A 26,376-nucleotide genomic window follows, 5' to 3' on the forward strand; every position below is an offset into this window, starting at 1 on the left:
CCGCTATTCCTTTATCCATTTATTGGCGAATTCACAATCTCTATTATCTCCGCCAACACTTACATAAGTATCCGCAATATGATCATTAAGCCATTTCCTAATAGTACTAAACTGCTTATCTCTTAGTGCAAGTTCCTGAATTTTAATATAGTCCTGGGCAAAATTTGCCTCGTGCTCATCATATCTATTAGAAACCATCAAAATCTTATACCTGGGTGGGCCTCCGTTAGGATCCTGATCCAAAGTAGGTTGCGATATTTCGTTGTCTTTTAAGTTCCTTACCTGATTATATAGTGATGGATCCATCTTAGTAAGTTCAAAACGTGAATCAAAATTTATAGGATTTCTTAATAACCCTCCGTCAAACTTAGTTTCTTTTTCGTCTGAAAAATTCAATGCAGCTTCAGCGAATGTATATTTACCTTCTATCAACTGTTTTCTTATGGTATCCAACTCAACTCTGGCCTTCTCAATAGAAGATTGAGGTATCTCTGGTTGCAGGAGAATATGACGCAGGTCCAATTCCTGGCCCCTTATCTTTTCAATCAAAATAATATGGTACCCAAAAGGAGTCTCAAATGGTTCAGAAATTTCTCCCTGGCGCAAGCTAAAAGCCACATCCTTAAATTCTTTTACAAAAGGTGTTTCCCTTGTCATGCTATAAAAACCACCTTTGGACTTGGAGCCAGGATCCTTTGAATATAAAATTGCTTTTACGCTAAAACTGGCATCATTATCTTCACAATCTGCCTTTATTTCATTTAACTTATTAATTGTTTTTTGTTTTTCCTCTTCAGGGATTTCAGGTATCTTAACTATCTGTGAAATTTCAAGTTCTGCGCCGAAAACAGGTCTTTCATCCTCGGGAATTTTACTAAAAAATTGTCTTACTTCTTCTGGTGTAACTTCAATTTCGCTGATAATTTTTTGTTGCATTTTCTCCGATAACATTCTCAACTTATTAATATTGTACAATTCTTCACGGAAATCTTCAACGCTTTCTTTATTGTAAAAACTAAGGACTTTTTCCATAGATCCTACCTGCTGCACCAATTGTTGCATTTGACGGTCACTGGTAGAATTTACCTCATCATCAGACACCAAAATACTATCCTGGACCGCTTGATGGGCATATAAACGGTCTTCCATTAACTTTCCCAATAAACCGCAGTGTGTAATATCGTCCATAGCAGCTCCCTGGCTACGCAAGTCTATCAGCGTTTTTTCAATATCGGAATCCAGAATCAGGTAATCTCCTACTACCGCCGAAATCCCATCTAGCTTAATCCTTTTAAATGTGTTTACAGTATCTTTTTTTACTTCATTATCAGCTACCAAAACAGTTTCTGGCGGTTCAATTTGAGTATCAGGGATAGAATCATTTTCCTGTGCTTGGGCACTGACGAAAACAATAAAAAAGAATAAAAATAACAGTAAGCTATTCCTGTTTGTCATATACTTCAAATACTTTTTCCTTAGTTGCTTCATCTATAATTTCTGTTTCCAGTTTTCTTATGTAGTTTAATTTTCTTCTATTAAGAAGTACCTGTCTTATGGTAGGTTCTATGTAAGAGAGTGGCGCAATTTCATTAACGCCAAGCACATCGTTTATCTTTGTCAAATATACCCCCATTGCATCCTCTAATTCAAAAAATTGTGATTTTTTTAAGTATCTACTTTCATTATCAATATTCAAGGGAGGAATTTCTTCAATCACCCGGGAGGCAGGAACCCAAAGTGAGTCATTAAAATTCAATTTTTTAAATTGTACACCTATAGAATCCAAATATTTAATGTCTTCCTGATTAAATCGCTTTAAACTCTCTGTTACCTCCTTTGTATTAAGAAATTGCAGGGGTAATTGAATAAACCTGAGTTTAATGATTTTTTCCTTGAGCTTAAAATTCTCTTTCTCTTCTTCGTAAAAGCTGCTTAATTCTGCCTTAGAGATTACCGTATCCTCTACCTGATTTACCAAAGCTTCTTTATAGGCCCTGGTATATAGATCTGTTCGGTAATTAGAGACTAATTGTTCAAATTCTGCGATCTTTTCATCAGGTAAATTAATCTTGGCTTTTTCCAGGAGTATCTGTTTTGTCGCCCAATTATTTATGTAATTGGTAACCATAGATGTACTATCCTGTTTTGTGATATTTTCACCAAGAACAACTTCAACCTCGTCCCAATACAAATAAGTATCCCCTACCCTGGCCAATGGTTCTTTGTTTACATCATTCTCCAAAAAAAAGGAATTACACGAAAATAAAAAGAAAACCAAGGCAGCAATTCCTATATATATTCTTATATTTTTTGTCTGTAGGTTTAAAAAACGCATTCGACAAAAATAAGAATTCAATTCTGCTGGGCAAGTAATAGCAATATGGATTAACACATTTTTAGTACCTGCATAAATTTATTTAGTACATTAGTAGAGCTAACTACCTTATTATCATGAAATATACAACTGAAATAGTCATCGATCTTTCCCGTGACGAGGTTCATAAAAAATTGGATAATCCTGAGAATATGAAACATTGGCAGGAAGGGCTCTTAGGCTATAAACAATTGTCCGGAGAGCCCACAAAAAAAGGTGCAAAAATGGAATTGTATTATAAAATGGGAAAACGAGAGATGACGCTGGTTGAGACCATTGTAAAGAATAATTTTCCTGATGAATTCCATGCTACTTATGATGCGAAAGGTGTTCATAATATCCAAAAGAACTATTTTGAAGTTATTGATGACCATACTACCAAATGGGTTTCGGAGTCAGAATTTCAATTTTCGGGGTTTATGATGAAATTAATGGGATTTATAATGCCCGGGGCATTTAAAAAACAGTCCGCTAAATCTTTAAGTGATTTTAAGGCATTTGCTGAGAAAGGTATCTCTGTAGCCAAATAAAAAGAATATCTGTGAGTAGAAAAATTAAATTAATCTGGGATTTCAGAGGACCTGAAGCAAAAGAAGTTGCCATGCATCACGAAAAGCATTTGAAAGATTATATCGAGGCTGAAAATTTGAGCCCGAATATTACCGGCAATGCAGATTTAAGTTCTATGCACAGCATTGCGTATATGGTGGTCGAAGAAGTTAATATGGCGGGTGTACGTGACGCCCTTATACCGCATAGAGGGGAAGTTTATTCAGAACAACACAACTAACGAAATGTACCGTGAATTGAGAGCTTTAAAACTAACTATTCTCGTACTATTCTTATTATCACTGGCATGTAATTCCAAGAGTAAAGAAAATAACCCAATGGCATTTGTTTTGGCCTCTCAAAACACATCCATCCGAAAAGTTATTGATAGTGCTGATCAATATGAAGTCCAAATACTTTATACCCAAATAGATCGAAGTAGTGATAGTATTATCCTGACTGATCATGAATTTCAGTTGGATGATATGAAATACTTCTATCCGGCCAGTACCGTTAAATTGCCAATTGCAGTTCTGGCCCTGGAGAAATTAAATTTTACAGATTCTTTAAATAGAGATACGCGTTACTACGTTGAAGGGGATTCAGTTGAAAACACCTTTGCAGAGGACATCTCCAAAATTATGGCTGTTAGTGATAATCATGCCAACAACAGATTATTTGAATTCCAAGGACAGGATGATATTAATTTACGGCTTAGAAACAAGGGAGTATTTCCTGTGAGAATTTCACACAGACTAGGTGTACATTCCGATGATGTAACCACAAAGCCTCTTATTTATTATATAAACGACAGCACTACCGGAACATCTGCGTCTATAATAAACACAGAACCTATATCACTTAGTTTAATCCGCTTAGTTCACAGCACGGAGTATTGAAAAGACTAATATTCCCGGAATTATTCAAGATAAATGAAAGGTTTAACCTTAGTGAGGATCAAAGAGAATTTCTGTTAAATGCTATGCAAACGCTCCCCAAAGAAGCTGGTTATGACCCTCAGGAATATTATGATGGCTACTGTAAATTTTTTATTTACGGGGATACACGAGACGCAATTCCCCAACACATTAACATCTATAACAAAGTTGGTTTTGCCTATGGCACTTTAACTGATTGCGCTTATATTGTCGATGAGAAGAATCATATAGAATTTATGCTTACAGCGACCATCTTAGTCAATAAAGATGGCATTTTTAATAACGATAATTACGAGTACGAGGAAATAGGCATCCCATTTTTGGCCGCGCTTGGCAGGGAATTTTACAACTATGCGCTTGAAACAAAAAAAGCACCGTAAAAACGGTGCTCTTAACTTTAAAAAAGTATAATATTAGGGCATAACAACATCTTCAATGATATGGATGACCCCATTTGAAGCCATAACATCAGTTTTGGTGACTTTGCTGTAATTTCCGCTCTGATCCATTAGATAGATCCCGTCGTCTTTAGAAACTGCCGTAAGCATTTCCCCGTTAAGGGTTTTTAATTCGGCTTTCCCGTTTCCTGCTTCTAATGCTGCAACAACTGCCGCGGCGTCAACTTTTCCTGCTACTACATGATACGTTAAAATAGCAGCTAATTGTTCTTTGTTTTCAGGAGCTAGAAGTGAATTCATAGTATTTGAATCAATTTTGGCAAAACCTGCGTTTACAGGGGCAAATACAGTAAAGGGACCATCTCCCTGAAGAGCAGTTACAAGGTCTGCAGCTTTTAAAGCACTTACCAGGGTTGAAAAATCATCTACAGAAACGGCGATATCTACTATGTCCATAGAATTGTCTTGTGCGGAGGTAGTTTGAGCAGAAAATAGTAGAGCTACCATTGAGAGAATTAAATAAATTTTTTTCATGATTTGTTTAAAGATTAATTATTAGTAATTATTTATGTGCATTATGCATTATTAGATACGCATTGATGAGGGCCGTGGATGAGCAAAGTGATTTTTTATCATATCTTTAACACAAGTTTATGGCAGCAGACCCAAAAGACATCGAATCCATCAATCTACTTCTCCAGGGAGATAAGAATGCCTTATATCTCCTATATGACAAGTACTCAGGAGCACTTTATGGGGTAATACTAAGAATGTGTAGAGAAGAAGATTTAGCCAAAGACCTTCTTCAGGAAAGTTTTATAAAAATTTGGAAAAATATAGGCTCGTATGATGCTGAGAAAGGCAAATTCTATACATGGGCCTATAGGATCGCTAAAAATACGACCTTAAATGCGCTTCGAAAATCTACGCCACTCATCCAATCGGAAGATTTAAGTGTATATGAAAATAAGAATGCTGATCTGGAGGTGACAGATTATACGGCTTTAAAAGGGATTTTATCGGAGTTGGAACCTCACCATCAGCAAGCAATTGATCTGGTTTATTTTAAAGGCCAAACACATCGGGAGGCCCATAAGGCAATGAATGTTCCCCTGGGTTCTTTTAAATCATACATAAGACAAGCCCTTATGAAATTACGGGAAAGACGTTCAGAACTTACATTGCTTATATTATTAATAGAAGTTTTTGGAAATGGATAAGAAAAAGATTTTAGAAGACGGGCTATTAGCGCAGTATCTTTTAGGAGAACTTTCAGATGATAAGGAAATACTAATTCAAAAGGGACTAAAAGAAGATGCTGATTTAAGAAGTATATTTGAAGGACTTGAAGAAGAATTTCAAAATATAGCTTTTGAAAATGCTATTCAACCACCTGATAGCGTAAAAATAGCATTAAGTGATGCTTTGGAGACCAATGGTGAAACCTCAAAAGTCAGGGACATTACTGTTCTTAAAAAAAGTGATACATTCAATTATGGCCGACTTGCTGTAGCGGCCAGTCTTGCTGCAATTTTTGCATTAAGTTCCTTTTGGTTTTACAACAGATGGCAGGCTTCAGAAGATAACTTAAAAGCACTGCAGGAACAGACTTTTGCCTTGCAGGATCGTTTGTCAAATTTGGAACAAACATTTGAAGTTACCAGTCAGCGCTATCAGTCCATAAACAACCGTAATGTAATTCCTTTGTTACTTAAGGGCAATAGGATATTTCCTGAATCAAGGGCAGTGGCATACGTAAATCATACTACAAAAAGTGTTCTAGTAAATTCACAGGGACTTCCGCCTTTGGAGAAAGATAAAACATATCAAATGTGGGCCGATGTTGATGGCATAATGATAAATATGGGTCTGTTACCGGCGGATACAGATTTGATCCCTTTAAAATATATAGACAAGGCCGAATCTTTTAATATCACCATTGAACCAGCCGGTGGTAATGACCATCCTACGGTTGAAAACCTGATCTCTAATGTCTTGCTTTAAAACAAACAGGATGCAGAGCAGGATTAATTTAAACATTTAGTTCAAAACACTTTGTTTAACTGGTTTCCCATAAAGGTCAAAGTCTGCCGCATCTGTAATTTCAAGTTCTACGAATTCTCCAATTTTAACGTAGAAGTTCTTTGCATCAACCAAAACTTCATTATCCACATCCGGAGAATCGTATTCGGTTCTTCCAATAAAATAATTTCCTTCCTTACGATCAATAATACAACGAAATACTTTCCCTATTTTTTCCTGATTTAACTGCCATGAAATACCGGATTGAAGCTCCATTATCTCATTCGCCCTTTGTTGTTTCACCTCTTCCTGCACATCATCTTCCAGTTTATAAGCATGGGTGTTCTCTTCATGGCTATAAGTAAAACAGCCAAGTCGTTCAAATCGCATTTCTGATACCCAGTTCTTTAAGGTCAGATAATCCTCCTCCGTTTCACCCGGATAGCCCACAATTAGCGTGGTTCTGATGGCCATATCCGGTACACTATGTCTAAAATCTTTTAAAAGCCCGGTAGTTTTGGCCTTAGTAGTTCCTCTGCGCATGCTCTTAAGGATCGGATCTGAGATGTGTTGTAAAGGTATATCCAGGTACTTGCAGATTTTTGGTTCATCTTTCATAACCTCAAGCACATCCATAGGAAACCCTGTTGGAAAGGCATAATGAAGGCGAATCCATTCTATTCCTTCTACCCCGGCAAGTGCCTTTAGTAATTCGGCAAGGTTCCTCTTTTTATAAAGATCAAGTCCGTAATATGTTAAGTCCTGAGCAATTAGTATAAGTTCTTTGACCCCATTTGATGCCAGTTTTTGAGATTCTAAAACCAATTCCTCTATTGGCTTACTCCTGTGCTTACCGCGCATTAAAGGTATTGCACAAAAAGAACAAGGCCTGTCACAACCTTCTGCAATCTTCAAATAGGCATAATTTTTCGGGGTTGTTGTTAAGCGTTCTCCAATTAATTCATGTTTGTAATCGGCTCCCAGGGCCTTTAACAAATTAGGCAGATCACTGGTCCCAAAATATTCATCAACATTAGGAATTTCCTTTTCCAGATCCGGCTTATAACGCTCACTCAAACATCCTGTAACAAAAACTTTATCTACCTCTCCTGATTGCTTTTTATCTACATATTCCAAAATGGTATTCACGCTTTCCTCTTTGGCATTAGCTATAAAACCACAGGTATTTATGACTACTATATTCCCTTCCTCTTCATGCACTACCTCTTTATCATTAGCTCTGAGTTGTCCCATAAGAACCTCAGAGTCGTAGACATTTTTGGAACATCCCAGGGTTACAACATTTATTCTATTTTTCTTTACCGACTTTGTTCGCATGGGTTTTCTTTAGCCGTGCAAAAATACAATACAATAGAAGAAGAGCCACCTTTTAACAAGAATTCTTCTCATTCTGCGTTAAACCATTAATAGTAGTATTGGTCTAATTAGAAATTAAAACCATATGAAACACCAAATTCAAGGACTATTTTTAATTATCATATTCCTGGGCTGTTCGGCATGTTCCAATAATTCAGATGATTTAAACGATGAGATAATTGAAGAAAATCCGGATGCATCCCTATATTTTCCAAGCACTGCTTCTGATGATTGGGCAACAGTAAGCCCTGAAGAATTAGGCTGGAATACAAACAATAAACAGCCACTGATAGATTTCCTTGAGGAAAAGGATACCAAGGCATTTCTAATTTTAAAAGATGGCAAAATTGCCATGGAAGAATACTTCGGAACTTTTAAGAAGGATAGCCTCTGGTATTGGGCATCGGCAGGTAAAACTCTAACCGCGTTCACAGTTGGTATTGCACAAGAAATGCAATTGCTGGATCTGAATGATAAAACTTCCGATTACCTGGGTGAAGGCTGGACATCAGCACCTGCAGACAAAGAAAATTTGATCACCATATGGAATCAATTGTCCATGACAAGTGGCCTGAAGGATACTGCATTTGATTGTGTTACAGCAGCTTGCCTGGAATATGAAGCTGATGCAGGTAGCAGATGGGCCTATCACAATGGACCTTATACTTTATTAGAAAGTGTTGTAAGCGAAGCCGCAGGTACTACTTTTAGTTCTTTTTTCAATACCAATCTTAGAAATAGAATCGGTATGAATGGATTTTGGTTATCCACCAATGGTTTGAACAATGTTTATTTTAGCACAGCCCGAAGTATGGCAAGATTTGGCTTACTCAATTTAAATAATGGCGTGTGGAATGACGAAATTATATTAGGTGATTTGACTTTTATATCTGAAATGAAAAACACCTCCCAGGAACTGAACAAGTCCTATGGATATCTTTGGTGGCTCAACGGGAAAGAGAGCTTTATGGCTCCCTCTTTACAAGTGGTATTTAATGGGTCCCTCACACCAAACGCACCAGCCGACATGTATTCCGGACTTGGCAAAAATGATCAAAAATTATATGTTGTTCCCAGTATGGGACTGGTTATAGTTAGAATGGGGGAAAATGCAGGGGAGAGTTTATTAGGCCCCTCAAGTTTTGACAATGCCCTATGGGAGAAAATTAGCAACCTTATAGATTAAGATTCATTTTTTAAGAATTAAATGACTTTTAAGTAAGTATTCTGTCAATGCAATACATAGCCTAGTTGGAGGTTTACACCAAAGTCTGCATTTGTGATAGACCCTTCAGGAGGGTTACTGTCATAATTGTAATAAAATGTGAATCCAACCTTAAAATTATCATTCCAAATACTGATACTTGGATTAACGTTAACATTCACTCTAGACCTTGAATCACCCGTAATGTATGGAATATAGCTGATATTGGTATTTACTTGTACTTTTGGGCTCGTAAATTTATAAACCGACCAACCCACCCGAATGAGTCCCGCAAGATCCGTTGTTGGGTCAAAATCATCAAAAGGAGTTTCATTGATACCACTTAAAGCGGCGCCTACATACAATCTATTCCAGGTGTTGTACGTAATATCTTTAACCCCTCCCAGACTTACATTATATCTTCGTTTGATACCCAATTGCAAATTCGTACTTGTACCAACTGCAACTAAAGTAGACCATCTGTTCTTGAACAGTCTTTGCCACGAAAGATCAATTTCCGAGTTATTTGTAGTTATGCTATCTCCCTGATATGACAGGTTTACATTCCAGGTTAACTGAAAATACGTTTTCTTCTTCCTGTAATCCAAATTACCAGATAGGGCTAGTGTAGATACATCGCTACTTTTTTGATAATTAGCGCCAAGACTTATATTTCCGCTTAATCGCATCCATAAATTCCTTTTTATCGGATATACTTCAACAATATCATCAATGTTTATTAATTTTTTTTGGCCATCCATCATAATATAAGTCGAACGACCATTCTCAGAAGCGGTGAAAGAAGAATAATAAATCACACCATTTTTCAATTTTATTTCAAATTGCTTATCTGAAATAATGGTTTTTATAAAGGGTTCTTCCAAACTTATGGTTCCCATGCCCTCCATTTTCCAGGTAACCACTGCATACTCCAACTTTTTGAAATCTCCTTTTAATATATTTCCATTCACATGAACTATTGTGTCTGTTTTTTGAGCAAGACCTTTTATTTGTGGAAAGGTCATTAAAATTAATAATAGAACAATATGTATAGCAGTCTTATTCAAATTTTACTTTTATAATATCATCTATTAAATTTTGATAGAGTCATTAATATTTTTTTGAAAAGATAAGCATTTATAGTAGCTATTTATATGCTTTTGGAGGTTTTCTCAAATTTGTGGCCGTTTCAAAGGCGCGTCCCAATTTAAGTAAGTTAGGCTCCTGAAATTGTTTTGAAATAAATGTAAGGCTTATCGGCTCCCCGGTTTCCTTGTATCCCATAGGCATAGTTAATGCAGGATATTTGGCCACTGCCGCATAGCTTGCATGGTAATTATTTATAGACAAAATGGCATCTAATTGGTGTTTATCCATAGGGGTATCAAAAAATAATCGTCCGTTTTCCTCTAATCTATTTTTAATGAGTTGCAATTCCTCCAATGAAGTTGAATCTTTAAGTATTCCATCAAAAATTGATTGCCCGTAGGGAATACGCAACATAGAATCAGCTAAATTAAATTTAACAATCTCCTCAAGAGTGCGCATTGGAATTTCTTTTTTATTTTGTACGTTGGCGTTGAGATATTCAGGAAGATCATTTTTCATATCAATGTTGAGAAGCGTTAGAAACCCATCCATGGATACCTCCGGTTCAGTAAGCTCAAATATTATGGCGCCCAGTTTTCTAAGTCTGTTTACCGTATTCTTATAAATAGAATCAGTTTCCAGCAGATCTTTAAATACCCCTAAACGCTTCCCTTTTAAAGTCCCTGCATTGAGAACCGCATTTAGATAATCTTCGTTAGTTCCCACAGATTTTTTATCATCCTTATCCTTACCCGTCATTGCCGATAATAAAATGGCATTATCCACAACATTCCTTGTCATTGGTCCGGGAGTATCAAGGGTACTTGAAATTGGCACAATTCCTGTTCTGCTTAAAAGCCCTATGGTTGGTTTTAAACCCACTACCGAATTTTGACTCGATGGAGAGAGAATAGATCCGGATGTTTCTGTGCCAACCGCGCCAATTGCATAATTTGCGGCCATTGAAGTACCACTTCCTGAACTGGAACCCCCTGTTTCATAAAGACCTCTCCCATAAGGGTTTAATGTTTGGCCACCTATAGCACTATACCCCAATGGACAGCCATTACATATATAATATGCCCATTCACTAAGATTAACTTTGCCTAATATCAAAGCTTTGTTTTTCTTTAATTGTTCGACAATAAAGGCGTCTTCGGTTTCATTATCTTTCAGTGCAATTGATCCTGCTGTTGTATTCATCCCGGCAGCACCAATATTGTCTTTAAGGAGAATAGGCATACCAAAAATAGGATGACGGTCTTCTGAAATTAAATTATCGAGTTCCCTGGCTTCTATTATTACATTTTCATTTAACGCGATAATAGTATGTAGCGTAGTGCTGCTATCCAATTCAAAACGATAAATTCTATAGAGAAAAAACCGAACCAAATTTTCATATGTCAATCTTCCCTCTTTAATGTGCCCTTGTATTGTGGGTATATCCTTTTCAAGAATTAAGGGTTTTAATAGTTCATATTCGCTTTCCGGCATTTTAACCACTTCGTGATACAGCGGCCGGAAACTCTCATTTTTGTCTGACACCCTGGACTGTATAAGTTTGAAACGCATTCGCGATTTTTCATGCTCCTGGTTCGCAGCCACTTCAGAGGAGTCATTATAGGACTCCCAAAGCACTACTGAGGAGTAATCAATTTCCTTAGATTCCTTACATGAAATGATTAATATAAGTCCAAAAAGATAAATTAGTTTATTCATCGTTAATTCTTGACCTGTTTATTTCGCCAATCGTAGATGTTTTGTTCATTCATGCGAACAAATTCATCTTTATCTTCTTTTTGTGCTAATTCCAATGATTTTTGTGCTGAAATAATGGCACTACCGTAATCTTTCAAAGCTGCTTCAACCAAAGATTTAACTCTTTAAAAATAATACGTATCCCCTCCTAATTCAATGGCCTTATTTAGATAAGACAGGGCTTCCGGATATGATTCTTACTGCTCCTGCAGATATCGTGCCGCTTCATAATAAGTTTGAGCGGTAGGATTTTCTTCTATTTTTAGTGCAATTTCCTGTCTCATTTTTGTATCCGTATCTACTGAAATTGGTATTTTTATTAGTGTTTGTTCCCAAATCCAAAGCATATTAATGGAATTGTGGTCAATTTCATCAAAAGTAATCAGGAAATTTTCCTGGTAATTAGGAATTTCTTGTGGTTTTATCCGAATCCTGAAAGCATCATCTTCCGGATCATAATCTTTTCTTCCATCTCCCCAATGTTCCAAATTTTTGTGAAAAACTACGTCCCAAAAATCTTTATTTGGAAATGCATAAAGGGCATATGTGCCATTGGGCAAATAATTCCCCATAATAGTCAAATCGCTATCTGATGTAAATTTGGTAGACTCATTTGCGCCAACACGCCAAATTCGCCCATAAGGGACAAGACCTCCCAGTACTTTTCTGCCCTTTGCTCCGGGTCTGGAATAAGAAATGGTGATTTTAGTAAGACCAACATCCTGTTCAACCTTCGAAAACGGACTGGCTTTAGGAGCCTCAATTTGCGCCGCAAGTACTACTGAAAAGAAAGTAAAAAGTATGAGATTTAAGACTTTCAATGGGCTATATTAAAGAATGAATCCACAAATTCATATTTATTGAATACCTGAAGATCCTCTATTCCTTCCCCTACACCAATATATTTAACCGGAATCTTAAACTGATCTGAAATACCAATGACTACTCCCCCTTTGGCCGTACCATCTAATTTTGTTACTGCTAATGAAGTTACCTCTGTAGCCTTTGTAAACTCTTTAGCCTGTTCAAATGCGTTTTGTCCGGTAGATCCGTCAAGTACCAAAAGTACTTCATGTGGTGCATCCTCAATGACTTTTTGCATAACCCGCTTTACCTTGCCAAGTTCATTCATTAAATTGACTTTATTATGCAATCTGCCAGCGGTATCAATCAAAACAACATCTGCACCCTGGGTAACGGCCGAACTTAAGGTATCAAAGGCAACAGAAGCAGGATCGCTGCCCATTTTTTGTTTCACTAAAGGTACCTCTACACGATCTGCCCAAACCTGCAGCTGATCTATAGCGGCGGCCCTAAAAGTATCAGCTGCCCCTATTACAACTTGAAGTCCTTGTTTTTTAAACTGATAGGCCAGTTTTCCTATGGTGGTGGTTTTACCTACCCCATTAACACCAACAACCATAATAACGTATGGTTTTTTGTTCTTAGGCACACTGAATTCTTCCTCTTCACCCACATGAGTTTCTGATAATAGACCTGCAATTTCTTCCCGGAGAATTCCGTTCAGTTCATCGGTGCCCATATATTTATCCCTGGAAACCCTTGCCTCAATACGTTCAATAATTTTTAGTGTCGTGTTCACTCCAACATCAGAAGTCACTAAAACTTCTTCCAGATTATCCAAAACGTCATCGTCTACTTTGGATTTACCAGCTACAGCCTTGCTTAGTTTGGATAAAAAACTGGTTTTAGTTTTCTCTAATCCTTTGTCTAAGGTCTCTTTATTCCGGGATGTAAATATTTTTTTAAATAAGCTCATGTCACCTCAAAAAGTCGTTAGACAAATATATGAAATTAAAAAAGCCGCTATCAATAGAAAGCGGCTCAGAACTCAATTTTAGTCAGTTTGTTACTTCTTATTCATCCATTCGTTCACCATTTCCGGTGGCATAACGGATTCTACAAAGGTATAGGCACCTGTTTTAGGTGATTTTACCATTTTTATAGCTTTGGTAAGTCTTTTAGAACTAGATTGTAAAGTTGCTACCGTCTTCTTTGCCATGCTTTCTTATTTTATCTCTTTATGAACAGTCATCTTCTTGAGAATAGGATTAAATTTTTTAACCTCTAACCTATCAGGGCTATTCTTCTTGTTCTTGGTTGTAATATATCTGGATGTTCCTGGCATACCAGAGTTTTTATGCTCTGTACATTCCAATATTACCTGAACTCTGTTTCCTCTTTTTGCCATCGTAATCTATATATTGAAGGATTATTTAATCAATCCTTTAGCTCTAGCTTCCTTTAAAACAGCAGAAATGCCTTTTTTGTTTATCGATTTAAGAGCCCTTGTAGAAACCTTCAAAGTGATCCATCTATCTTCCTCCGGAATATAAAAACGTTTCTTGGAAAGATTTACATCAAATCTTCTCCTTGTTCTATTGAGAGAGAAGGATACATTATTCCCAAACATAGCTCTCTTTCCGGTAAGTTCACAAACTTTTGACATTACGCTACTTTTTACTTCTTTTTGCAGCATCTGGAAAGCCCTATGCACTGCTTTTTGGACTATTCGAGTACGGTGATTTCCCATTGTGAATTTTTCCACTAAAACATCATTCGGAGTAGCAATTGCAATATAAACAGTTCCAATGGCTACATCCGAATCACCTTTTGTAGGACCTGCATTGCCTGTTGTTGCCATAGCAAAGTCTGCCTTCAATAATTCCCTTACATTAACAGCCATTGCTTTTGCAACTTCTGCGCTTACTACTGAATTCTTTTTTACCAGCTCCTCAGGCACCTTAAGAACATCTATTTTGACCTGAGTGGCATAACTTACCACGCTCCCTAAAAAATAAGCCGAGGCACCTGGAATTGCCGTAATTTGTTCTGCAATTTTGCCTCCGGTAAAACTTTCAGCTGTGGCCAGGGTCATTTTCTTTGAAGTAAGCAATTTGGCAACTCCAGATTCTATAGACCCATCCTCTTCTTCCCCATATATGATATCCCCGATTATGGAATACAATTTTGCCGATTCTTCTTTGACCGCATCTTCTATAACATCCTTGTCTGCTCCTTTTGCCGTTAATCGCAACCGAACCTTGCCCAAATTAGGGAGGTAAGCCAGCTTAACAAAAGAAGGTAAATTTTCCGCCCAATCCTCTATTCTTGCCGCAATGGCGCTTTCGCCCAGGCCATATGTCATTATTGTCTTATGATAAATATGCGGGCGATCAAAAGTTGCCACAATCTTTGGGATAACTTCATTGTTTATAAGATTTTTCATCTCAAAAGGCACTCCCGGAAGTGAAATAAAAGTGGCTTTTTCGGTAGTAATCCACATCCCCGGGGCCGTACCATGGGCATTGTGCAATATCTGAGCTTTAGAGGGGACGAAAGCCTGTTGCCGGTTGATATTGGAAATAGGTGTGGTAATATAATTCTTAAACAACTCTTCTATGTGAGCCAATACCTGCTTGTTTTCAACCAGGTTATCATCTAAAAACTCACAGAGGGTATGTTTGGTTATATCATCCTTGGTTGGTCCTAAACCACCAGTAATAATGACAATTTTTGCCCGCTTCCCGGCATCTGATAAGGCCTTTAGTATATGAGATCTATCGTCCTGAACAGAAGTTATCTGAAATACCGAAACCCCAATCTTATTTAATTCACCTGCTATAAAGACAGAGTTTGTATCTACTATTTGGCCAATTAGAATTTCATCGCCAATGGTAATAATTTCAGCAAACATCAGAAATTAAAGTCTTTTTTAAGTTCAGAAATTACCTGATGAATATCTTTTTTTAGTAAGGGAAACTTTTTCTCAATTTCTTCCTTATTATTGGGGCTTTTACCTCTTGTTTCAATATCCAGGGCAATTACTCTGCTCTGTTCCATGCCCAATAAATCTACATTCGGCTTTATTTTATGTGCCAGTTTATAGACGTTTTCGTAATCACCATTTTCAATTGCCTTCTCAAGATCTTCAAGATCCTGGGGAACTTCCTCAAGGAATACAGAAATAACAGAGTTTATGAAATCCTCATCCCCTTCAGCCATCTCATTTATTTTATCTAAACTGTATATCATTTATTTAATTTTTACGGTAAGTAATTCTTCACCTTCAAGCATGGCCGAAAGGTAATCATTTGCACTTATTTTACCAACACCAGCGGGAGTTCCGGTAAAAATTATATCTCCCTTTTTTAACATAAAGAATTTAGAGACATATGAAATTAGTGAATCTATGTTCCATAACATTAAAGCTGTATTTCCCTTTTGGACTATTGTCCCATTTTTTGAAAGTGAAAAATTCAATTTGTTCAAGTCTTGAAAATTAGTCTTATCTACCCATTTTCCTATTACAGCCGAACCATCAAAACCTTTAGAAATTTCCCAGGGAAGACCTTTTTCTTTTAACTTGGATTGCAGATCTCTGGCTGTAAAATCTATACCAAGCCCAATCTCATCATAATAGGTATGGGCAAATTTGTCATTAATATGTTTACCTACTTTTTTGATTTTTACCAAAACTTCTATTTCATAATGAATTTCTTTTGAGAACTCCGGGATATAAAAATCTTGTTCCTTTGGAAGAACAGCAGAATCGGGCTTGATAAACACCACCGGATCCCTGGGCCTTTCATTGGCCAGTTCCTCTATATGATCCACATAATTACGACCAATACAAATGATTTTCATCTATTATTTCCTGAAACTTTTAGCTTAATTTATTATTCAGCTGACTTAGTTTTATCTGAGTAAGTACCTTTTTGGTATACAGAGGAAAATCCGCATTCAGGATCCATCCAAAATAACCTGGTTCCTGGTCCAATACTGCCAGTACTTTTTTACCCTTATGTTTCCCAAATGAAAATATTTCTTCCCCATTTTCATCCAAAACAATAAAACCTGCAAAATCTACAGACTGTTTCCGTCTTGAAAAATCAGACAGATTCTTTATGTTGTTTTCAAGCTCTGGATAACGATCTAACTGAGATAGAAGGACTTCGTAAGTTGCCATGGTATCGGCTTCAGCACTATGAGCATTATTAAGGTCTTTATCGCAATAAAATTTATATGCTGCCTCCAGGGTACGTTTTTCCATCTTATGAAAAATGGTTTGAACATCTACAGATAACATGTTTTTTAGATCGAAATCAATTTCTGATCGAAGCATTTCTTCCGCCAGAAGTGGGATATCAAAACGATCCGAATTAAAACCGGCCAGATCGCAGTCCTTTATTATGTTGAAAATTTCTCTGGCCAACTCCTTAAATTTAGGTTCGTTGGCAACTTTCTCATTAGAAATACCATGAATTGCAACGACCTCATCAGGTATGGTCATTTCAGGATTAACCAGCCAGGTCTTACTTTCTTTATTGCCATTAGGAAATACTTTCAGAATGGAAATTTCAACGATTCGGTCCTTGGCGACATTGGTGCCCGTGGTTTCCAAATCAAAAAAACATATGGGTTTGCTGAGTTTTAGTTCCATTATAGAGGGATATTTAAGCAAAGATAATTTTTAAAATAAAGTTAAACAGGACTTAAAAACATATCTTTTAAGAGATTTTGAACAAAGGCATTCCAATAAACATATCATCTAAAAGTATTTAAGATGCCATTATTGTAATGAAAGTCTACATATTTTGCATTCGGTAACTTCCAAAAAAAGACTAAATCTCCCTATCCATATCCCAGGCCTCAAGATAATCTGCAATGGTTTTAACGAACATACCGCCAAGAGCCCCATTTACAACACGATGATCATAGCTATGTGAAAGAAACATTTTACTACGGATACCAATAAAGTCGCCCTCTGCTGTTTCTATAACAGCCGGCATTTTTCGAATGGCTCCCAGGGCCAATATTGCCACCTGAGGTTGGTTAATAATTGGTGTCCCAAAAACACTTCCAAAAGATCCTACGTTTGTGACTGTATAAGTGCCGTCTTTTACCTCATCTGGTTTTAGTGCATTGTTTCTTGATCTGTTCGCGAGATCATTGACTACTTTGGCCATTCCAACCAAATTCAGCTGATCTGCATTTTTTATTACAGGTACAATCAGATTTCCATCGGGCAATGCAGCAGCCATTCCAATATTAATATTCTTTTTCCGTATTACTGTTTCCCCTTCTACTGAAATGTTAACCATTGGATATTTCTTTAAAGCCTTTGCGACGGCCTCAATAAAAATTGGCGTAAATGTTAACTTTTCTCCTTCACTTTTCTGGAAAGCATCCTTAACCTTATTCCTCCACGCAACCACATTGGTAACGTCTACTTCAATAAAACTTTGTACGTGTGCTGAAGTGGAGATACTCTCTTTCATATGATGGGCAATAAGTTTACCCATCCTTGTCAATGGAATAATCTCATCTTCACCATTAGACTGTACCCTGGTAACCTGATGCGGTTCTGTGCTAACAGGAGTTTCCTGCTTTAATGGTTCAGGCACCTTCACTGGTGTTACATCAGGTTTTGCAACCGGAGTGATTTCAGGCTTCTCAATCTTTATATAGGCCAAAATATCATTTTTGGTAACCCTGCCTTCTTTACCAGTACCTTCTATATTATCCAATTCAGCTGCCGTTATACCTTCTTCTCTGGCAATATTTTTAACAAGGGGAGAGTAGAAGCGGGTTGTATCGGCTAAACTTTGAGCTGAGCTGCCAACAAGTTCCTGAACATTGCCCACTTTTTCTTCTGAGACAACTACTTCCTCTGGAAGAATTTCGGTCGATTCTTCTTTTTGGTCTGCAGAGGTGACTCCTGCGGACTCTGATTCTCCATCCATTTCTATAACAGCCACCGTCTGTCCAACTTTAATGATATCGTCAATATTAAAAAGTTTTTCCAGCAATACACCCTCAACTTCGCTGGGTACTTCAGAGTCTACCTTATCTGTCGCAATTTCAAATACCGCCTCATCCATTTCTATCGTATCGCCAACCTCCTTTAACCAAGCAGTTAAGGTAGCTTCTGCAACACTTTCACCCATTTGCGGCAATTTCAATTCAAATTTTGCCATATTACTATTTATAGTGCTTTTTTGTACAAATATTTTGCAAAAATACTAAAAAAACGCCCCTATTTTTAAATTTATTGTATGAATTATCTTCATGTAGCCTTCATGGAACCTTCAAATGGAATTCTGTTAAGAATGCTTCTTCCCAATGTGACTTCATCCGCATATTCCAATTCATCACCTACCGATATTCCTCTCGCAATTGTAGAGATTTTTATATCAAAGGGTTTTAATTGCTTATATATATAAAAGTTAGTGGTATCACCTTCCATGGTAGAGCTCAGTGCAAAAATCAGTTCTTTTATTTGATTTTGACTTACTTTTGAGATCAAAGAGGGAATGGTTAAATCCTGTGGACCAACACCCTCCATCGGAGATATTTTGCCTCCAAGTACATGGTACAAACCCCTGTACTGACCAGTGTTTTCAATGGCCATTACATCTCGAATATCCTCAACTACACAAACCACATCTTGCTCCCTTTTAGGGTTTGCACAGATTTGACATAATGCAACATCCGATATATTATGGCAATTTGAGCATAATTTAATTTCCTCTCTAAGGGCCAGAAGCGAACGGGACAAATCTGAAGTTTGTTCCCCCGGCTGGTTTAATAGGTGAAGTACTAACCGCAATGCAGTACGTTTTCCAATTCCCGGCAACTGAGACATATGGTAAACCGCATTTTCTAAGAGTTTAGATGAAAATTCCATAAAGGCAAAATTACATAATGTTTTAAGTTTTTGTACTTTGCGCTAGTAATTTATTTTTATGACAGCATCGCATATTCTGCTTCTTATTGGCGGTTATTTCTTCTTGCTATTGCTTATCTCTTACTTCACCGGAAAAAACGATTCCAATGCTGATTTTTTTAAAGCAGGAAAACAGTCGCCTTGGTATTTGGTAGCTTTTGGTATGATTGGCGCTTCTTTATCCGGTGTCACGTTTATATCCGTTCCCGGCTGGGTAGAAAGTTCCCAGTTTAGTTATATGCAGGTTGTTTTCGGGTACTTGGTAGGATATTTTGTGGTTGCTTTTATTCTGATGCCTATCTATTACCGATTGAATGTTATCTCAATTTATGAGTACCTCAAAGAGCGCTTTGGAATTGTCAGTTATAAAGTAGGTGCTTTGTCTTTCTTTATTTCCAGGGTGTTAGGGGCCTCTTTCCGGCTGTTTTTAGTAGCCATAGTTCTACAACAATTTGTATTTGACGCCTGGAATGTACCATTTGAACTTACTGTAGTCTTATCTATTCTCTTAATATGGATTTATACTTTTCGAGGGGGTATTAAAACAATTGTTTGGACAGACACGCTGCAGACCCTTTTTATGCTATTGTCTGTGGGGTTATCTATTTACTTTATTAATTCAAAATTGGGTTGGAGCTTTACGGAGTTTATTAATTCAGAAGAATTAAAAGAGTACAGCAAAGTTTTCTTTACCGATGATTTTTACGCTAAAAACCACTTCATTAAATCTTTTATAGGTGGTATGTTCATCACTATTTGCATGACCGGACTCGATCAGGATATGATGCAGAAGAACTTAACCTGTAAAAATTTAAAAGATGCCCAGAAGAATATGGTTTCCTTCAGTCTTATCCTGATTGTGGTAAATTTTGTTTTTCTGCTTTTGGGGGCTTTACTTTTCATTTATGCCAGCAAATTCAATATTGCAACGCCACTAATGGACGGGGAACCAAAATCTGATCTTCTTTTCCCTGAAATAGCCTTAAATAGTGGCTTGGGTGTTACCGTGGCAATCACTTTTATACTTGGCCTGATTGCAGCGGCCTATAGCAGTGCAGATAGTGCCCTTACCTCTTTGACAACTTCTTTTTGTATAGATTTTCTTGGAATTGAACAAAAACCAAAAAATGATCAAAAAATATTACGGAAAAAAACGCATATCTGGATGAGCGTGCTCCTGATTCTAGTGGTCATACTATTCAAATACGTTTTAGACAGGAATGTTATTGATGGCCTTTTGACTGTTGCTACTTACACTTATGGCCCACTCCTGGGCCTGTTTGCTTTTGGCATATTTACAACTTACAAGGTACAGGACAACTATGTTTGGATTGTTGCAATTACATCGGTACTGCTTGTAATTGGAATTGCCAATATACCTCCTGCATACCTGGGAGGATATGCTGTGGGATATGAACTTTTACCTGTTAATGGGTTATTTACTTTTATTGGGTTATATGTTATTAGAAGAAAAACTAATTAATATTGATCCGTAGCCAATAGCACCAAAGTACATGCTATTTCTACTTCAATTTCATTGTTGTTTAAAATTTTATAAAACTCAGGGTTTTCCGTACCCGGGTTAAAAATCACCCGATTAGGATTAATTTGAATAATTTGTTCATAATACTCCTTTTGTCGTTTTTGATTAAGATATAAGGTAATGGTATGAATGTCTTGAAAGTCTTCAAGGCTCGAACTAATCTGTACACCTGATACATCACCGATCTTTGGACCAAAAGCCATGGTTTCGATATCTTTTGCCCGCAATCTAATTATGGCCAAATAACTGTAGCGATTTGGATTTAATGAAGCCCCAAAAACAAGTGTAGTTTTCATAATGTACTTCGGTCACGTTAAAGTGTGTTAATTACTGTAACTATTCATATTAATATTCGTCTTTTGGTAAACAACCAAAGACTTAATTCGTTGTGGTGCTATATTTTTATAGTTAATGGTTAGTGTTTAATATGGCCCATCAACGAAAGAAACCCCGACAAATCTGTCGGGGTTTTATTATTATATTACACCAGGTTAATTGTAAGCATTTTCCACCCATTGATAAGCAAAGATACTATTTCAATTTAATCAATTCCTATCCAAATAAGTTTTAAAAATCAGGGTAAACTTTGAATGGTTAAAATATGTTAAAATCTTTATTAAAGGTAACATTAACTGATTGTTATCGTCAAGTATGTATAATCAATATTGCAAAGTTCATGAATAAGTTAATTTTGCTTTATACCCTGCTATTTAGTGGAGTATTCCTTGTAAATGGAGCAAGATCAGATTCAAATGTTGTATTGGGAAGTATAAGCGGCAGGGTAATTGACAATGTTCGTAAACAACCGGTGGCTTATGCCGCAATTGTGATCAAATTGGCTTCAGATAAAAGTATAATTACAGGAGGAATCACCAATGAAGATGGCACTTTTCAAATAAAAAAACTACCCGATGGGGAGTTCAATTGGGAGAGTCAGACTGTTTTTGCAGGAATTTCTTATCGGTTTGGAAGTGGTAAAAACAAAGCTGTAAAACGAAAAAGAAGAGATAGTAATACAAAGCAAAGCGGTGGTGGTATTCTATAGATATTAATTGATAAAATATGCAGAGTATTGGTTGGTTATCTCTTGTAATATTTGTCAATTAAAAAATCCCCGGCTATATAGCCGGGGATTTTAATTTTAAGATTTCTCATCAAATATTCCCGTTGGCAATCCATCCAGGCTATTTGCATTCTTGAGGCCCATGTATTCGATAAGGCCTTTTGTACCTTTTTTTTCTGCCCATATATTGAGCATATTTCGCTCCGCTTTGTAGTCCATTAGTGGCACGCCCATCCCACATGAAGTCTGGACCAGTTTTATTTTCATTTCAACTAATTGTCTGCTACCGGCTATTTCAGGAAATTGTCCAATATGCTCTTTCCAAAAGGAATCCCGCTCATGGAATGCTCGTGCCTCACCATATAGACGTAATATTAATGGCTTTCCTTCAAATGCACAAAACATGATTGTCATTCTTTTATCAAATTGCAAATGGGTTGCAGTTTCATTCCCGCTACCGGTAAGATTTAACCAAAGAATTCTTGTGGTATCAATAATTCGGAAAGAATCCATTCCTTTTGGAGATAGATTAATTGATCCATCTTTCATGGCAGTTGCAACAAAAAATAGCTTTTGATTAGAAATAAAATCTACGTGAGTAGAATCCAGACTTTCGTAACGTTTCCCCATTCAAATCAGATTAAAATGTTTACCATCGGATTATAGCACTACCCCACGTAAACCCACTCCCAAATGCGGCCAATACTACAAGATCTCCTTCTTTTATTTTGCCCTGCTCCCATGCTTCGGTGAGTGCTATAGGTATAGAGGCAGCAGTGGTATTTCCATATTTCATAATGTTATTATAAACCTGGTCATCCTTTAACCTGAACTTTCTTTGTATAAACTGAGAAATTCGCAAATTGGCCTGGTGGGGAATTAGCATGTCAATGTCTGTCACTTCAAGATTATTTGCTTTTAATCCTTCCATAATTACCTCGCTAAAACGAACCACGGCATTCTTAAATACAAACTGTCCGTTCATATAGGGAAAGTAGGATTCGTCATTGGGATCATTGTCTTTTAATATATCCAATACCCATCGTTTTCCCATCCCCGGAGCAATTAAGGAAAGTTCTTCCGCGTGGGCTCCCTCTGAATGCAAATGGGTAGACAAAATTCCTTTAGAATTATCCTCCTCTCTGGTCAAAACAACAGCACCAGCACCATCTCCGAAAATTACAGATACTCCCCTACCCCGAGAAGTCATATCAAGGCCGCCGGAATGTAACTCAGAACCTATTACCAGCACGTTCTTATACATGCCGCTCTTAATATACTGATCTGCCAGGGAAATGGCATAAACAAAGCCGGAACATTGATTTCTTATATCTATTGCTCCAATAGTTTTAATACCCAGATCTCGTTGTACCTGTACCCCTGGTCCCGGAAAGTAATAGTCCGGACTCAGGGTAGCAAATACGATAAAATCTATGTCATCCTTATCTATTCCCGCTCTTTCAATAGCTATTTTTGCCGCCTTAACACCCATCGTGGAAGTGGTATCCTCCCCTTTTACAACATGTCGCCGTTCCTTTATCCCTGTTCGCTCCTGTATCCATTCGTCATTGGTATCCATGACTTTTGACAGATCGCTATTAGTCACTACGTTGTCAGGTACAAAATAGCCCAGTCCACTAATTTTTGAATTATACATTATTTAGTATGTGTGTTAGTTAATCTGAAAAGAATTGCCTGTACATTGGGAAATAATCATCAAAAAAGATATAATATCTACAATCTAAGATAACCAAAAAAAAAGAATTGATGAATTCGGAAACCCAGAGAACATTGGATAATTCTCAAAGATGTTTTTTGTGGAGGCTGTGACGTATTCTTTATCTTGATGTTAAATTGAATAGATAGTTTTTATAATTTAAAATATACGAATTGAAGTAAATTTTTGCATTCTACAAAAAATGATAGAAACAAGACAAAATTATGTTATGCTTAAATGCCTGTACCGAATTTTTACAGATTCATGTGAAAATATTTTATGTTGAATATATTTTTAATTTATTTAGACTAATTTTTAATTATTATAAAATATTATAAAAAAAAGTGTGCTCTCGAGGGAAAGCACACTTTTAAACAACCTAACCAATTAATAAACAATCTGATTACTAAACCAAAAAACTTTTTCATAGCAATTGATTTTTCGTAATCACACTTCAAAAATACATATTGTTTAATCATTATACATATAAATTAAACATAAAATATGTTAAAGTTTAGCTTAATGGATGCTGGAATATGTTAAAGTGTCAGTTTGTCACCTGTGTGCAGTATGGTACTTTTTTTGACATGAATAAGTTATAATTTAAAAAATCATATAAATATGGCTACAGGTAAGATTAATGTTTCAGTTGAAAACATTTTCCCATTAATTAAAAAATTCCTCTATAGTGATCACGAAATATTTTTACGCGAGCTAATTTCAAATGCTACGGATGCCACACTCAAATTAAAACATCTCAGCTCAATCGGCGAGGCCAAATTAGAGTATGGAAATCCAATGATTGAGGTGAAGATAGATAAGGAAGGTAAAAAGCTTCATATCATTGACCAGGGTATTGGCATGACTGAAGAAGAAGTTAAAAAGTATATTAATGACATAGCGTTTTCCGGTGCTGAAGAATTCCTTGATAAATACAAGGAAGGGGACAAAGACTCAGGTATTATAGGACATTTTGGCTTAGGCTTTTATTCTTCCTTTATGGTTGCGGATAAAGTTGAGATTATCACAAAAAGTTATACCGATGACCCGGCAGTACATTGGAGCTGTGATGGTTCGCCTAAATTCAATTTGAAAAAATCGAATAAAAAAGAACACGGTACAGAAATAATTTTAAGTATTGCAGATGATTCAACTGAATTTTTAGAGGAGAACAGGATTACTGAATTATTGCAGAAGTACAATAAATTTATGCCCATTCCAATTAAATTTGGCACAAAGACTGAGACTCTTCCAAAACCTGAAGATGCTAAAGAAGATGATCCGGCTCCAACAATAGAAGTAGATAACATAATAAATAATCCAAACCCTGCCTGGACAAAGAAGCCGGCAGATTTAAAAGATGAGGATTACAAGAATTTTTACAGGGAATTGTACCCAATGCAATTTGAAGAGCCCCTATTCCATATTCATTTAAATGTGGATTACCCCTTTAATCTGACGGGCATACTATATTTTCCAAAACTAACTAATGACTTAAGTATTCAGAAGGACAGAATTCAACTGTATCAAAACCAGGTTTTCGTAACTGATAATGTTGAAGGAATAGTTCCAGAATTCCTTACGATGCTCAGAGGTGTAATTGATTCTCCGGACATTCCGCTGAATGTATCCCGATCGTACCTGCAAGCAGATGGTGCAGTTAAAAAGATTTCCTCATATATAACAAGAAAGGTTGCTGATAAGCTTACCGCTTTATTCAAAAATAACCGGGAGGATTTTGAGAAAAAATGGAATGATATTAAAATAGTCATTGAATACGGAATGTTGTCAGAGGAAAAATTCTTTGAAAAAGCTGACAAATTTGCATTATACCCCACGGTTGATGGCGCTTATTATACGTTTGACGAGTTAAAAGAAAAAATTAAGGTTCTTCAAACAGATAAAGATGACAAATTGGTAGTGCTATATGCATCAGATAAGGAATCACAACACAGTTATATTGAAGCTGCCAAAACTAAAGGTTTTGAAGTACTCCTTCTTGATTCGCCTATTATATCACATTTGATGCAAAAATTAGAAACTTCAAATGAGAAATTGTCTTTTGCCAGGGTAGATGCAGATCATTTAGATAATCTGATCAAAAAGGAAGATACTCAAATAAGCAAATTGTCTGATGAAGAGAAGGAGCAATTAAAGGCTAATATAGAAGGTGTAACTACGGATAAAGGTTATACTGTACAATTGGAAGCCATGGATAGCGAAGCTTCTCCTTTTATCATTACTGAACCGGAGTTTATGAGGCGAATGAAGGAAATGCAGCAAACCGGAGGCGGTGGAATGTTTGGCATGGGGAATATGCCAGAGATGTATAATTTAATAGTAAACATAAATCATCCATTAGTAGGTGAAATTCTTGGAACAAAGACGGCTAAAAAAAGAGATCGATTAATAAATCAGTCTTTGGATCTTGCCCGATTATCAAAAGGCTTGCTTAAGGGTGAAGAACTAACTAAGTTTATTAGCCGCAGTTACGAGATGATTAAATAGGTACTCCTATCAGAGATTACCGAAACTGCATAAATTTCATGTTCATTGAATGCTTCACGGGCGCACATAGATTATCTATATGATAA

General features: G+C 36.6%; 30 protein-coding genes and 1 pseudogene. 10 read left to right on the plus strand and 21 right to left on the minus strand.

Going from position 1 to position 26,376, the window contains the following annotated elements; all coding sequences use genetic code 11:
- Positions 1–3 precede the first annotated feature (3 nt).
- Together Q0X66_RS07395 and Q0X66_RS07400 are read right to left on the minus strand one after the other, a co-directional pair.
- Positions 4–1,488 (minus strand): peptidylprolyl isomerase, encoded by a 1,485-nt coding sequence (locus Q0X66_RS07395; RefSeq protein ID WP_297704803.1) that lies wholly within the window; start codon positions 1,486–1,488, stop codon positions 4–6.
- The gene (locus Q0X66_RS07400; RefSeq protein WP_297704805.1) at positions 1,439–2,242 is read right to left on the minus strand and encodes a peptidyl-prolyl cis-trans isomerase; all 804 of its coding nucleotides are present in this window, start codon (positions 2,240–2,242) and stop codon (positions 1,439–1,441) included. Before Q0X66_RS07400 ends, Q0X66_RS07395 begins: the two co-directional genes overlap by 50 nt.
- A 209-nt stretch (positions 2,243–2,451) precedes the next feature.
- Here Q0X66_RS07400 and Q0X66_RS07405 point away from each other — a divergent pair, with 209 nt between their 5' ends.
- From Q0X66_RS07405 to Q0X66_RS07420, 4 genes are read left to right on the plus strand one after another with little or no spacing between them, the layout of a single operon-like run.
- A complete protein-coding gene (locus Q0X66_RS07405; protein WP_297704807.1) occupies positions 2,452–2,904 on the plus strand; it encodes an SRPBCC family protein in 453 nt (150 codons plus the stop codon).
- Between the two features lie 11 nt (positions 2,905–2,915).
- A complete protein-coding gene (locus Q0X66_RS07410; protein ID WP_297704809.1) occupies positions 2,916–3,164 on the plus strand; it encodes a hypothetical protein in 249 nt (82 codons plus the stop codon).
- Between the two features lie 4 nt (positions 3,165–3,168).
- On the plus strand, positions 3,169–3,822 hold the full coding sequence (locus tag Q0X66_RS07415) for a serine hydrolase (RefSeq protein ID WP_297704811.1): 654 nt from the start codon (positions 3,169–3,171) through the stop codon (positions 3,820–3,822).
- On the plus strand, positions 3,819–4,241 hold the full coding sequence (locus tag Q0X66_RS07420; protein ID WP_297704813.1) for a hypothetical protein: 423 nt from the start codon (positions 3,819–3,821) through the stop codon (positions 4,239–4,241). Before Q0X66_RS07415 ends, Q0X66_RS07420 begins: the two co-directional genes overlap by 4 nt.
- Before the next feature lie 33 nt (positions 4,242–4,274).
- On the opposite strand, the gene Q0X66_RS07425 is transcribed toward Q0X66_RS07420, so the two are convergent.
- Positions 4,275–4,793 carry a fasciclin domain-containing protein gene (locus tag Q0X66_RS07425; protein ID WP_297704815.1) on the minus strand — a complete coding sequence of 173 codons (519 nt, stop codon included), beginning with the start codon at positions 4,791–4,793 and terminating at the stop codon, positions 4,275–4,277.
- 119 nt (positions 4,794–4,912) lie between these two features.
- On the opposite strand from Q0X66_RS07425, the gene Q0X66_RS07430 reads away from it, so the two are divergent.
- Both Q0X66_RS07430 and Q0X66_RS07435 read left to right on the plus strand, forming a co-directional pair.
- The gene (locus tag Q0X66_RS07430) at positions 4,913–5,479 is read left to right on the plus strand and encodes a sigma-70 family RNA polymerase sigma factor (protein WP_297704817.1); all 567 of its coding nucleotides are present in this window, start codon (positions 4,913–4,915) and stop codon (positions 5,477–5,479) included.
- Positions 5,472–6,263, plus strand: a complete 792-nt coding sequence (locus Q0X66_RS07435) for an anti-sigma factor (RefSeq protein ID WP_297704820.1) — start codon at positions 5,472–5,474, stop codon at positions 6,261–6,263. Before Q0X66_RS07430 ends, Q0X66_RS07435 begins: the two co-directional genes overlap by 8 nt.
- 36 nt (positions 6,264–6,299) lie before the next feature.
- Here Q0X66_RS07435 and rimO read toward each other — a convergent pair whose 3' ends face one another.
- Positions 6,300–7,619: a 30S ribosomal protein S12 methylthiotransferase RimO gene (gene rimO / locus Q0X66_RS07440; protein ID WP_297704822.1), complete on the minus strand. Its 1,320-nt coding sequence runs from the start codon at positions 7,617–7,619 to the stop codon at positions 6,300–6,302.
- A gap of 124 nt (positions 7,620–7,743) precedes the next feature.
- On the opposite strand from rimO, the gene Q0X66_RS07445 reads away from it, so the two are divergent.
- Complete coding sequence (locus Q0X66_RS07445) at positions 7,744–8,844, plus strand: serine hydrolase (protein WP_297704824.1); 1,101 nt, start codon at positions 7,744–7,746, stop codon at positions 8,842–8,844.
- Positions 8,845–8,888: 44 nt separating this feature from the next.
- On the opposite strand, the gene Q0X66_RS07450 is transcribed toward Q0X66_RS07445, so the two are convergent.
- From Q0X66_RS07450 to recR, 14 genes and pseudogenes are all read right to left on the minus strand, one after another.
- A complete protein-coding gene (locus Q0X66_RS07450; protein ID WP_297704826.1) occupies positions 8,889–9,887 on the minus strand; it encodes a DUF481 domain-containing protein in 999 nt (332 codons plus the stop codon).
- A 121-nt stretch (positions 9,888–10,008) separates the two neighbouring features.
- Complete coding sequence (locus tag Q0X66_RS07455) at positions 10,009–11,670, minus strand: amidase family protein (RefSeq protein ID WP_297704828.1); 1,662 nt, start codon at positions 11,668–11,670, stop codon at positions 10,009–10,011.
- 2 nt (positions 11,671–11,672) lie between these two features.
- On the minus strand, positions 11,673–11,822 hold the full coding sequence (locus tag Q0X66_RS07460; protein ID WP_297704830.1) for a hypothetical protein: 150 nt from the start codon (positions 11,820–11,822) through the stop codon (positions 11,673–11,675).
- Between the two features lie 84 nt (positions 11,823–11,906).
- On the minus strand, positions 11,907–12,530 hold the full coding sequence (locus Q0X66_RS07465) for a DUF2911 domain-containing protein (RefSeq protein WP_297704832.1): 624 nt from the start codon (positions 12,528–12,530) through the stop codon (positions 11,907–11,909).
- Positions 12,527–13,489, minus strand: a complete 963-nt coding sequence (gene ftsY / locus Q0X66_RS07470; RefSeq protein ID WP_297704834.1) for a signal recognition particle-docking protein FtsY — start codon at positions 13,487–13,489, stop codon at positions 12,527–12,529. The genes Q0X66_RS07465 and ftsY overlap by 4 nt, the downstream gene beginning before the upstream one ends.
- A 90-nt stretch (positions 13,490–13,579) precedes the next feature.
- Positions 13,580–13,732 carry a DUF4295 domain-containing protein gene (locus tag Q0X66_RS07475; RefSeq protein WP_297704836.1) on the minus strand — a complete coding sequence of 51 codons (153 nt, stop codon included), beginning with the start codon at positions 13,730–13,732 and terminating at the stop codon, positions 13,580–13,582.
- 6 nt (positions 13,733–13,738) lie between these two features.
- Complete coding sequence (gene rpmG / locus Q0X66_RS07480) at positions 13,739–13,921, minus strand: 50S ribosomal protein L33 (RefSeq protein ID WP_297704838.1); 183 nt, start codon at positions 13,919–13,921, stop codon at positions 13,739–13,741.
- 21 nt (positions 13,922–13,942) lie between these two features.
- Positions 13,943–14,209: a 50S ribosomal protein L28 gene (gene rpmB / locus Q0X66_RS07485; RefSeq protein WP_366938681.1), complete on the minus strand. Its 267-nt coding sequence runs from the start codon at positions 14,207–14,209 to the stop codon at positions 13,943–13,945.
- A pseudogene (locus tag Q0X66_RS07490) lies at positions 14,192–15,427 on the minus strand (competence/damage-inducible protein A); the annotation flags it as partial. The pseudogene Q0X66_RS07490 and the gene rpmB, both read right to left, overlap by 18 nt.
- Positions 15,427–15,765, minus strand: a complete 339-nt coding sequence (locus Q0X66_RS07495; RefSeq protein ID WP_297704840.1) for an Hpt domain-containing protein — start codon at positions 15,763–15,765, stop codon at positions 15,427–15,429. The gene Q0X66_RS07495 and the pseudogene Q0X66_RS07490, both read right to left, overlap by 1 nt.
- Positions 15,766–16,377, minus strand: a complete 612-nt coding sequence (locus tag Q0X66_RS07500) for a fumarylacetoacetate hydrolase family protein (RefSeq protein ID WP_297704842.1) — start codon at positions 16,375–16,377, stop codon at positions 15,766–15,768.
- Positions 16,378–16,396: 19 nt separating this feature from the next.
- Positions 16,397–17,173, minus strand: a complete 777-nt coding sequence (locus Q0X66_RS07505) for a 3'-5' exonuclease (RefSeq protein ID WP_297704843.1) — start codon at positions 17,171–17,173, stop codon at positions 16,397–16,399.
- Positions 17,174–17,354: 181 nt separating this feature from the next.
- Entirely contained in the window at positions 17,355–18,710 is a 1,356-nt protein-coding gene (locus Q0X66_RS07510) for a dihydrolipoamide acetyltransferase family protein (protein ID WP_297704845.1), read from the minus strand.
- Positions 18,711–18,799: 89 nt separating this feature from the next.
- The gene (recR, locus tag Q0X66_RS07515) at positions 18,800–19,420 is read right to left on the minus strand and encodes a recombination mediator RecR (protein WP_297704847.1); all 621 of its coding nucleotides are present in this window, start codon (positions 19,418–19,420) and stop codon (positions 18,800–18,802) included.
- Positions 19,421–19,478: 58 nt separating this feature from the next.
- Here recR and Q0X66_RS07520 point away from each other — a divergent pair, with 58 nt between their 5' ends.
- A complete protein-coding gene (locus tag Q0X66_RS07520) occupies positions 19,479–20,942 on the plus strand; it encodes a sodium:solute symporter (RefSeq protein WP_297704848.1) in 1,464 nt (487 codons plus the stop codon).
- Here the strand turns inward: Q0X66_RS07520 and Q0X66_RS07525 are convergent.
- Entirely contained in the window at positions 20,939–21,298 is a 360-nt protein-coding gene (locus Q0X66_RS07525) for a CoA-binding protein (protein WP_297704850.1), read from the minus strand. The genes Q0X66_RS07520 and Q0X66_RS07525 overlap by 4 nt on opposite strands.
- A gap of 380 nt (positions 21,299–21,678) precedes the next feature.
- Between Q0X66_RS07525 and Q0X66_RS07530 the strand changes: the two genes are divergently transcribed.
- Positions 21,679–22,047: a carboxypeptidase-like regulatory domain-containing protein gene (locus Q0X66_RS07530; RefSeq protein WP_297704852.1), complete on the plus strand. Its 369-nt coding sequence runs from the start codon at positions 21,679–21,681 to the stop codon at positions 22,045–22,047.
- A 96-nt stretch (positions 22,048–22,143) separates the two neighbouring features.
- Here the strand turns inward: Q0X66_RS07530 and Q0X66_RS07535 are convergent, their stop codons facing one another.
- Together Q0X66_RS07535 and Q0X66_RS07540 are read right to left on the minus strand one after the other, a co-directional pair.
- Positions 22,144–22,695: a pyridoxamine 5'-phosphate oxidase family protein gene (locus Q0X66_RS07535; RefSeq protein ID WP_297704854.1), complete on the minus strand. Its 552-nt coding sequence runs from the start codon at positions 22,693–22,695 to the stop codon at positions 22,144–22,146.
- A 19-nt stretch (positions 22,696–22,714) separates the two neighbouring features.
- Positions 22,715–23,722 (minus strand): 3-oxoacyl-ACP synthase III family protein, encoded by a 1,008-nt coding sequence (locus Q0X66_RS07540; RefSeq protein WP_297704856.1) that lies wholly within the window; start codon positions 23,720–23,722, stop codon positions 22,715–22,717.
- A 681-nt stretch (positions 23,723–24,403) separates the two neighbouring features.
- Between Q0X66_RS07540 and htpG the strand changes: the two genes are divergently transcribed.
- Complete coding sequence (gene htpG / locus Q0X66_RS07545; RefSeq protein ID WP_297704858.1) at positions 24,404–26,290, plus strand: molecular chaperone HtpG; 1,887 nt, start codon at positions 24,404–24,406, stop codon at positions 26,288–26,290.
- Positions 26,291–26,376: the final 86 nt, after the last annotated feature.

Origin of the sequence: uncultured Eudoraea sp. (assembly GCF_947260015.1) — a bacterium.
Lineage (GTDB): Bacteria > Bacteroidota > Bacteroidia > Flavobacteriales > Flavobacteriaceae > Eudoraea.

Bases quoted from the DNA above. Each gene is read 5' to 3' on its own strand.
- Q0X66_RS07395 (WP_297704803.1), bottom strand. From the start codon at position 1,488: ATGAAGCAACTAAGGAAAAAGTATTTGAAGTATATGACAAACAGGAAT.
- Q0X66_RS07405 (WP_297704807.1), top strand. From the start codon at position 2,452: ATGAAATATACAACTGAAATAGTCATCGATCTTTCCCGTGACGAGGTT.
- Q0X66_RS07415 (WP_297704811.1), top strand. From the start codon at position 3,169: ATGTACCGTGAATTGAGAGCTTTAAAACTAACTATTCTCGTACTATTC.
- Q0X66_RS07425 (WP_297704815.1), bottom strand. From the start codon at position 4,793: ATGAAAAAAATTTATTTAATTCTCTCAATGGTAGCTCTACTATTTTCT.
- Q0X66_RS07430 (WP_297704817.1), top strand. From the start codon at position 4,913: ATGGCAGCAGACCCAAAAGACATCGAATCCATCAATCTACTTCTCCAG.
- Q0X66_RS07435 (WP_297704820.1), top strand. From the start codon at position 5,472: ATGGATAAGAAAAAGATTTTAGAAGACGGGCTATTAGCGCAGTATCTT.
- rimO (WP_297704822.1), bottom strand. From the start codon at position 7,619: ATGCGAACAAAGTCGGTAAAGAAAAATAGAATAAATGTTGTAACCCTG.
- Q0X66_RS07445 (WP_297704824.1), top strand. From the start codon at position 7,744: ATGAAACACCAAATTCAAGGACTATTTTTAATTATCATATTCCTGGGC.
- Q0X66_RS07450 (WP_297704826.1), bottom strand. From the start codon at position 9,887: ATGACCTTTCCACAAATAAAAGGTCTTGCTCAAAAAACAGACACAATA.
- Q0X66_RS07455 (WP_297704828.1), bottom strand. From the start codon at position 11,670: ATGAATAAACTAATTTATCTTTTTGGACTTATATTAATCATTTCATGT.
- ftsY (WP_297704834.1), bottom strand. From the start codon at position 13,489: ATGAGCTTATTTAAAAAAATATTTACATCCCGGAATAAAGAGACCTTA.
- Q0X66_RS07475 (WP_297704836.1), bottom strand. From the start codon at position 13,732: ATGGCAAAGAAGACGGTAGCAACTTTACAATCTAGTTCTAAAAGACTT.
- rpmG (WP_297704838.1), bottom strand. From the start codon at position 13,921: ATGGCAAAAAGAGGAAACAGAGTTCAGGTAATATTGGAATGTACAGAG.
- rpmB (WP_366938681.1), bottom strand. From the start codon at position 14,209: ATGCTGCAAAAAGAAGTAAAAAGTAGCGTAATGTCAAAAGTTTGTGAA.
- Q0X66_RS07495 (WP_297704840.1), bottom strand. From the start codon at position 15,765: ATGATATACAGTTTAGATAAAATAAATGAGATGGCTGAAGGGGATGAG.
- Q0X66_RS07500 (WP_297704842.1), bottom strand. From the start codon at position 16,377: ATGAAAATCATTTGTATTGGTCGTAATTATGTGGATCATATAGAGGAA.
- Q0X66_RS07505 (WP_297704843.1), bottom strand. From the start codon at position 17,173: ATGGAACTAAAACTCAGCAAACCCATATGTTTTTTTGATTTGGAAACC.
- Q0X66_RS07510 (WP_297704845.1), bottom strand. From the start codon at position 18,710: ATGGCAAAATTTGAATTGAAATTGCCGCAAATGGGTGAAAGTGTTGCA.
- recR (WP_297704847.1), bottom strand. From the start codon at position 19,420: ATGGAATTTTCATCTAAACTCTTAGAAAATGCGGTTTACCATATGTCT.
- Q0X66_RS07520 (WP_297704848.1), top strand. From the start codon at position 19,479: ATGACAGCATCGCATATTCTGCTTCTTATTGGCGGTTATTTCTTCTTG.
- Q0X66_RS07525 (WP_297704850.1), bottom strand. From the start codon at position 21,298: ATGAAAACTACACTTGTTTTTGGGGCTTCATTAAATCCAAATCGCTAC.
- Q0X66_RS07530 (WP_297704852.1), top strand. From the start codon at position 21,679: ATGAATAAGTTAATTTTGCTTTATACCCTGCTATTTAGTGGAGTATTC.
- Q0X66_RS07535 (WP_297704854.1), bottom strand. From the start codon at position 22,695: ATGGGGAAACGTTACGAAAGTCTGGATTCTACTCACGTAGATTTTATT.
- Q0X66_RS07540 (WP_297704856.1), bottom strand. From the start codon at position 23,722: ATGTATAATTCAAAAATTAGTGGACTGGGCTATTTTGTACCTGACAAC.
- htpG (WP_297704858.1), top strand. From the start codon at position 24,404: ATGGCTACAGGTAAGATTAATGTTTCAGTTGAAAACATTTTCCCATTA.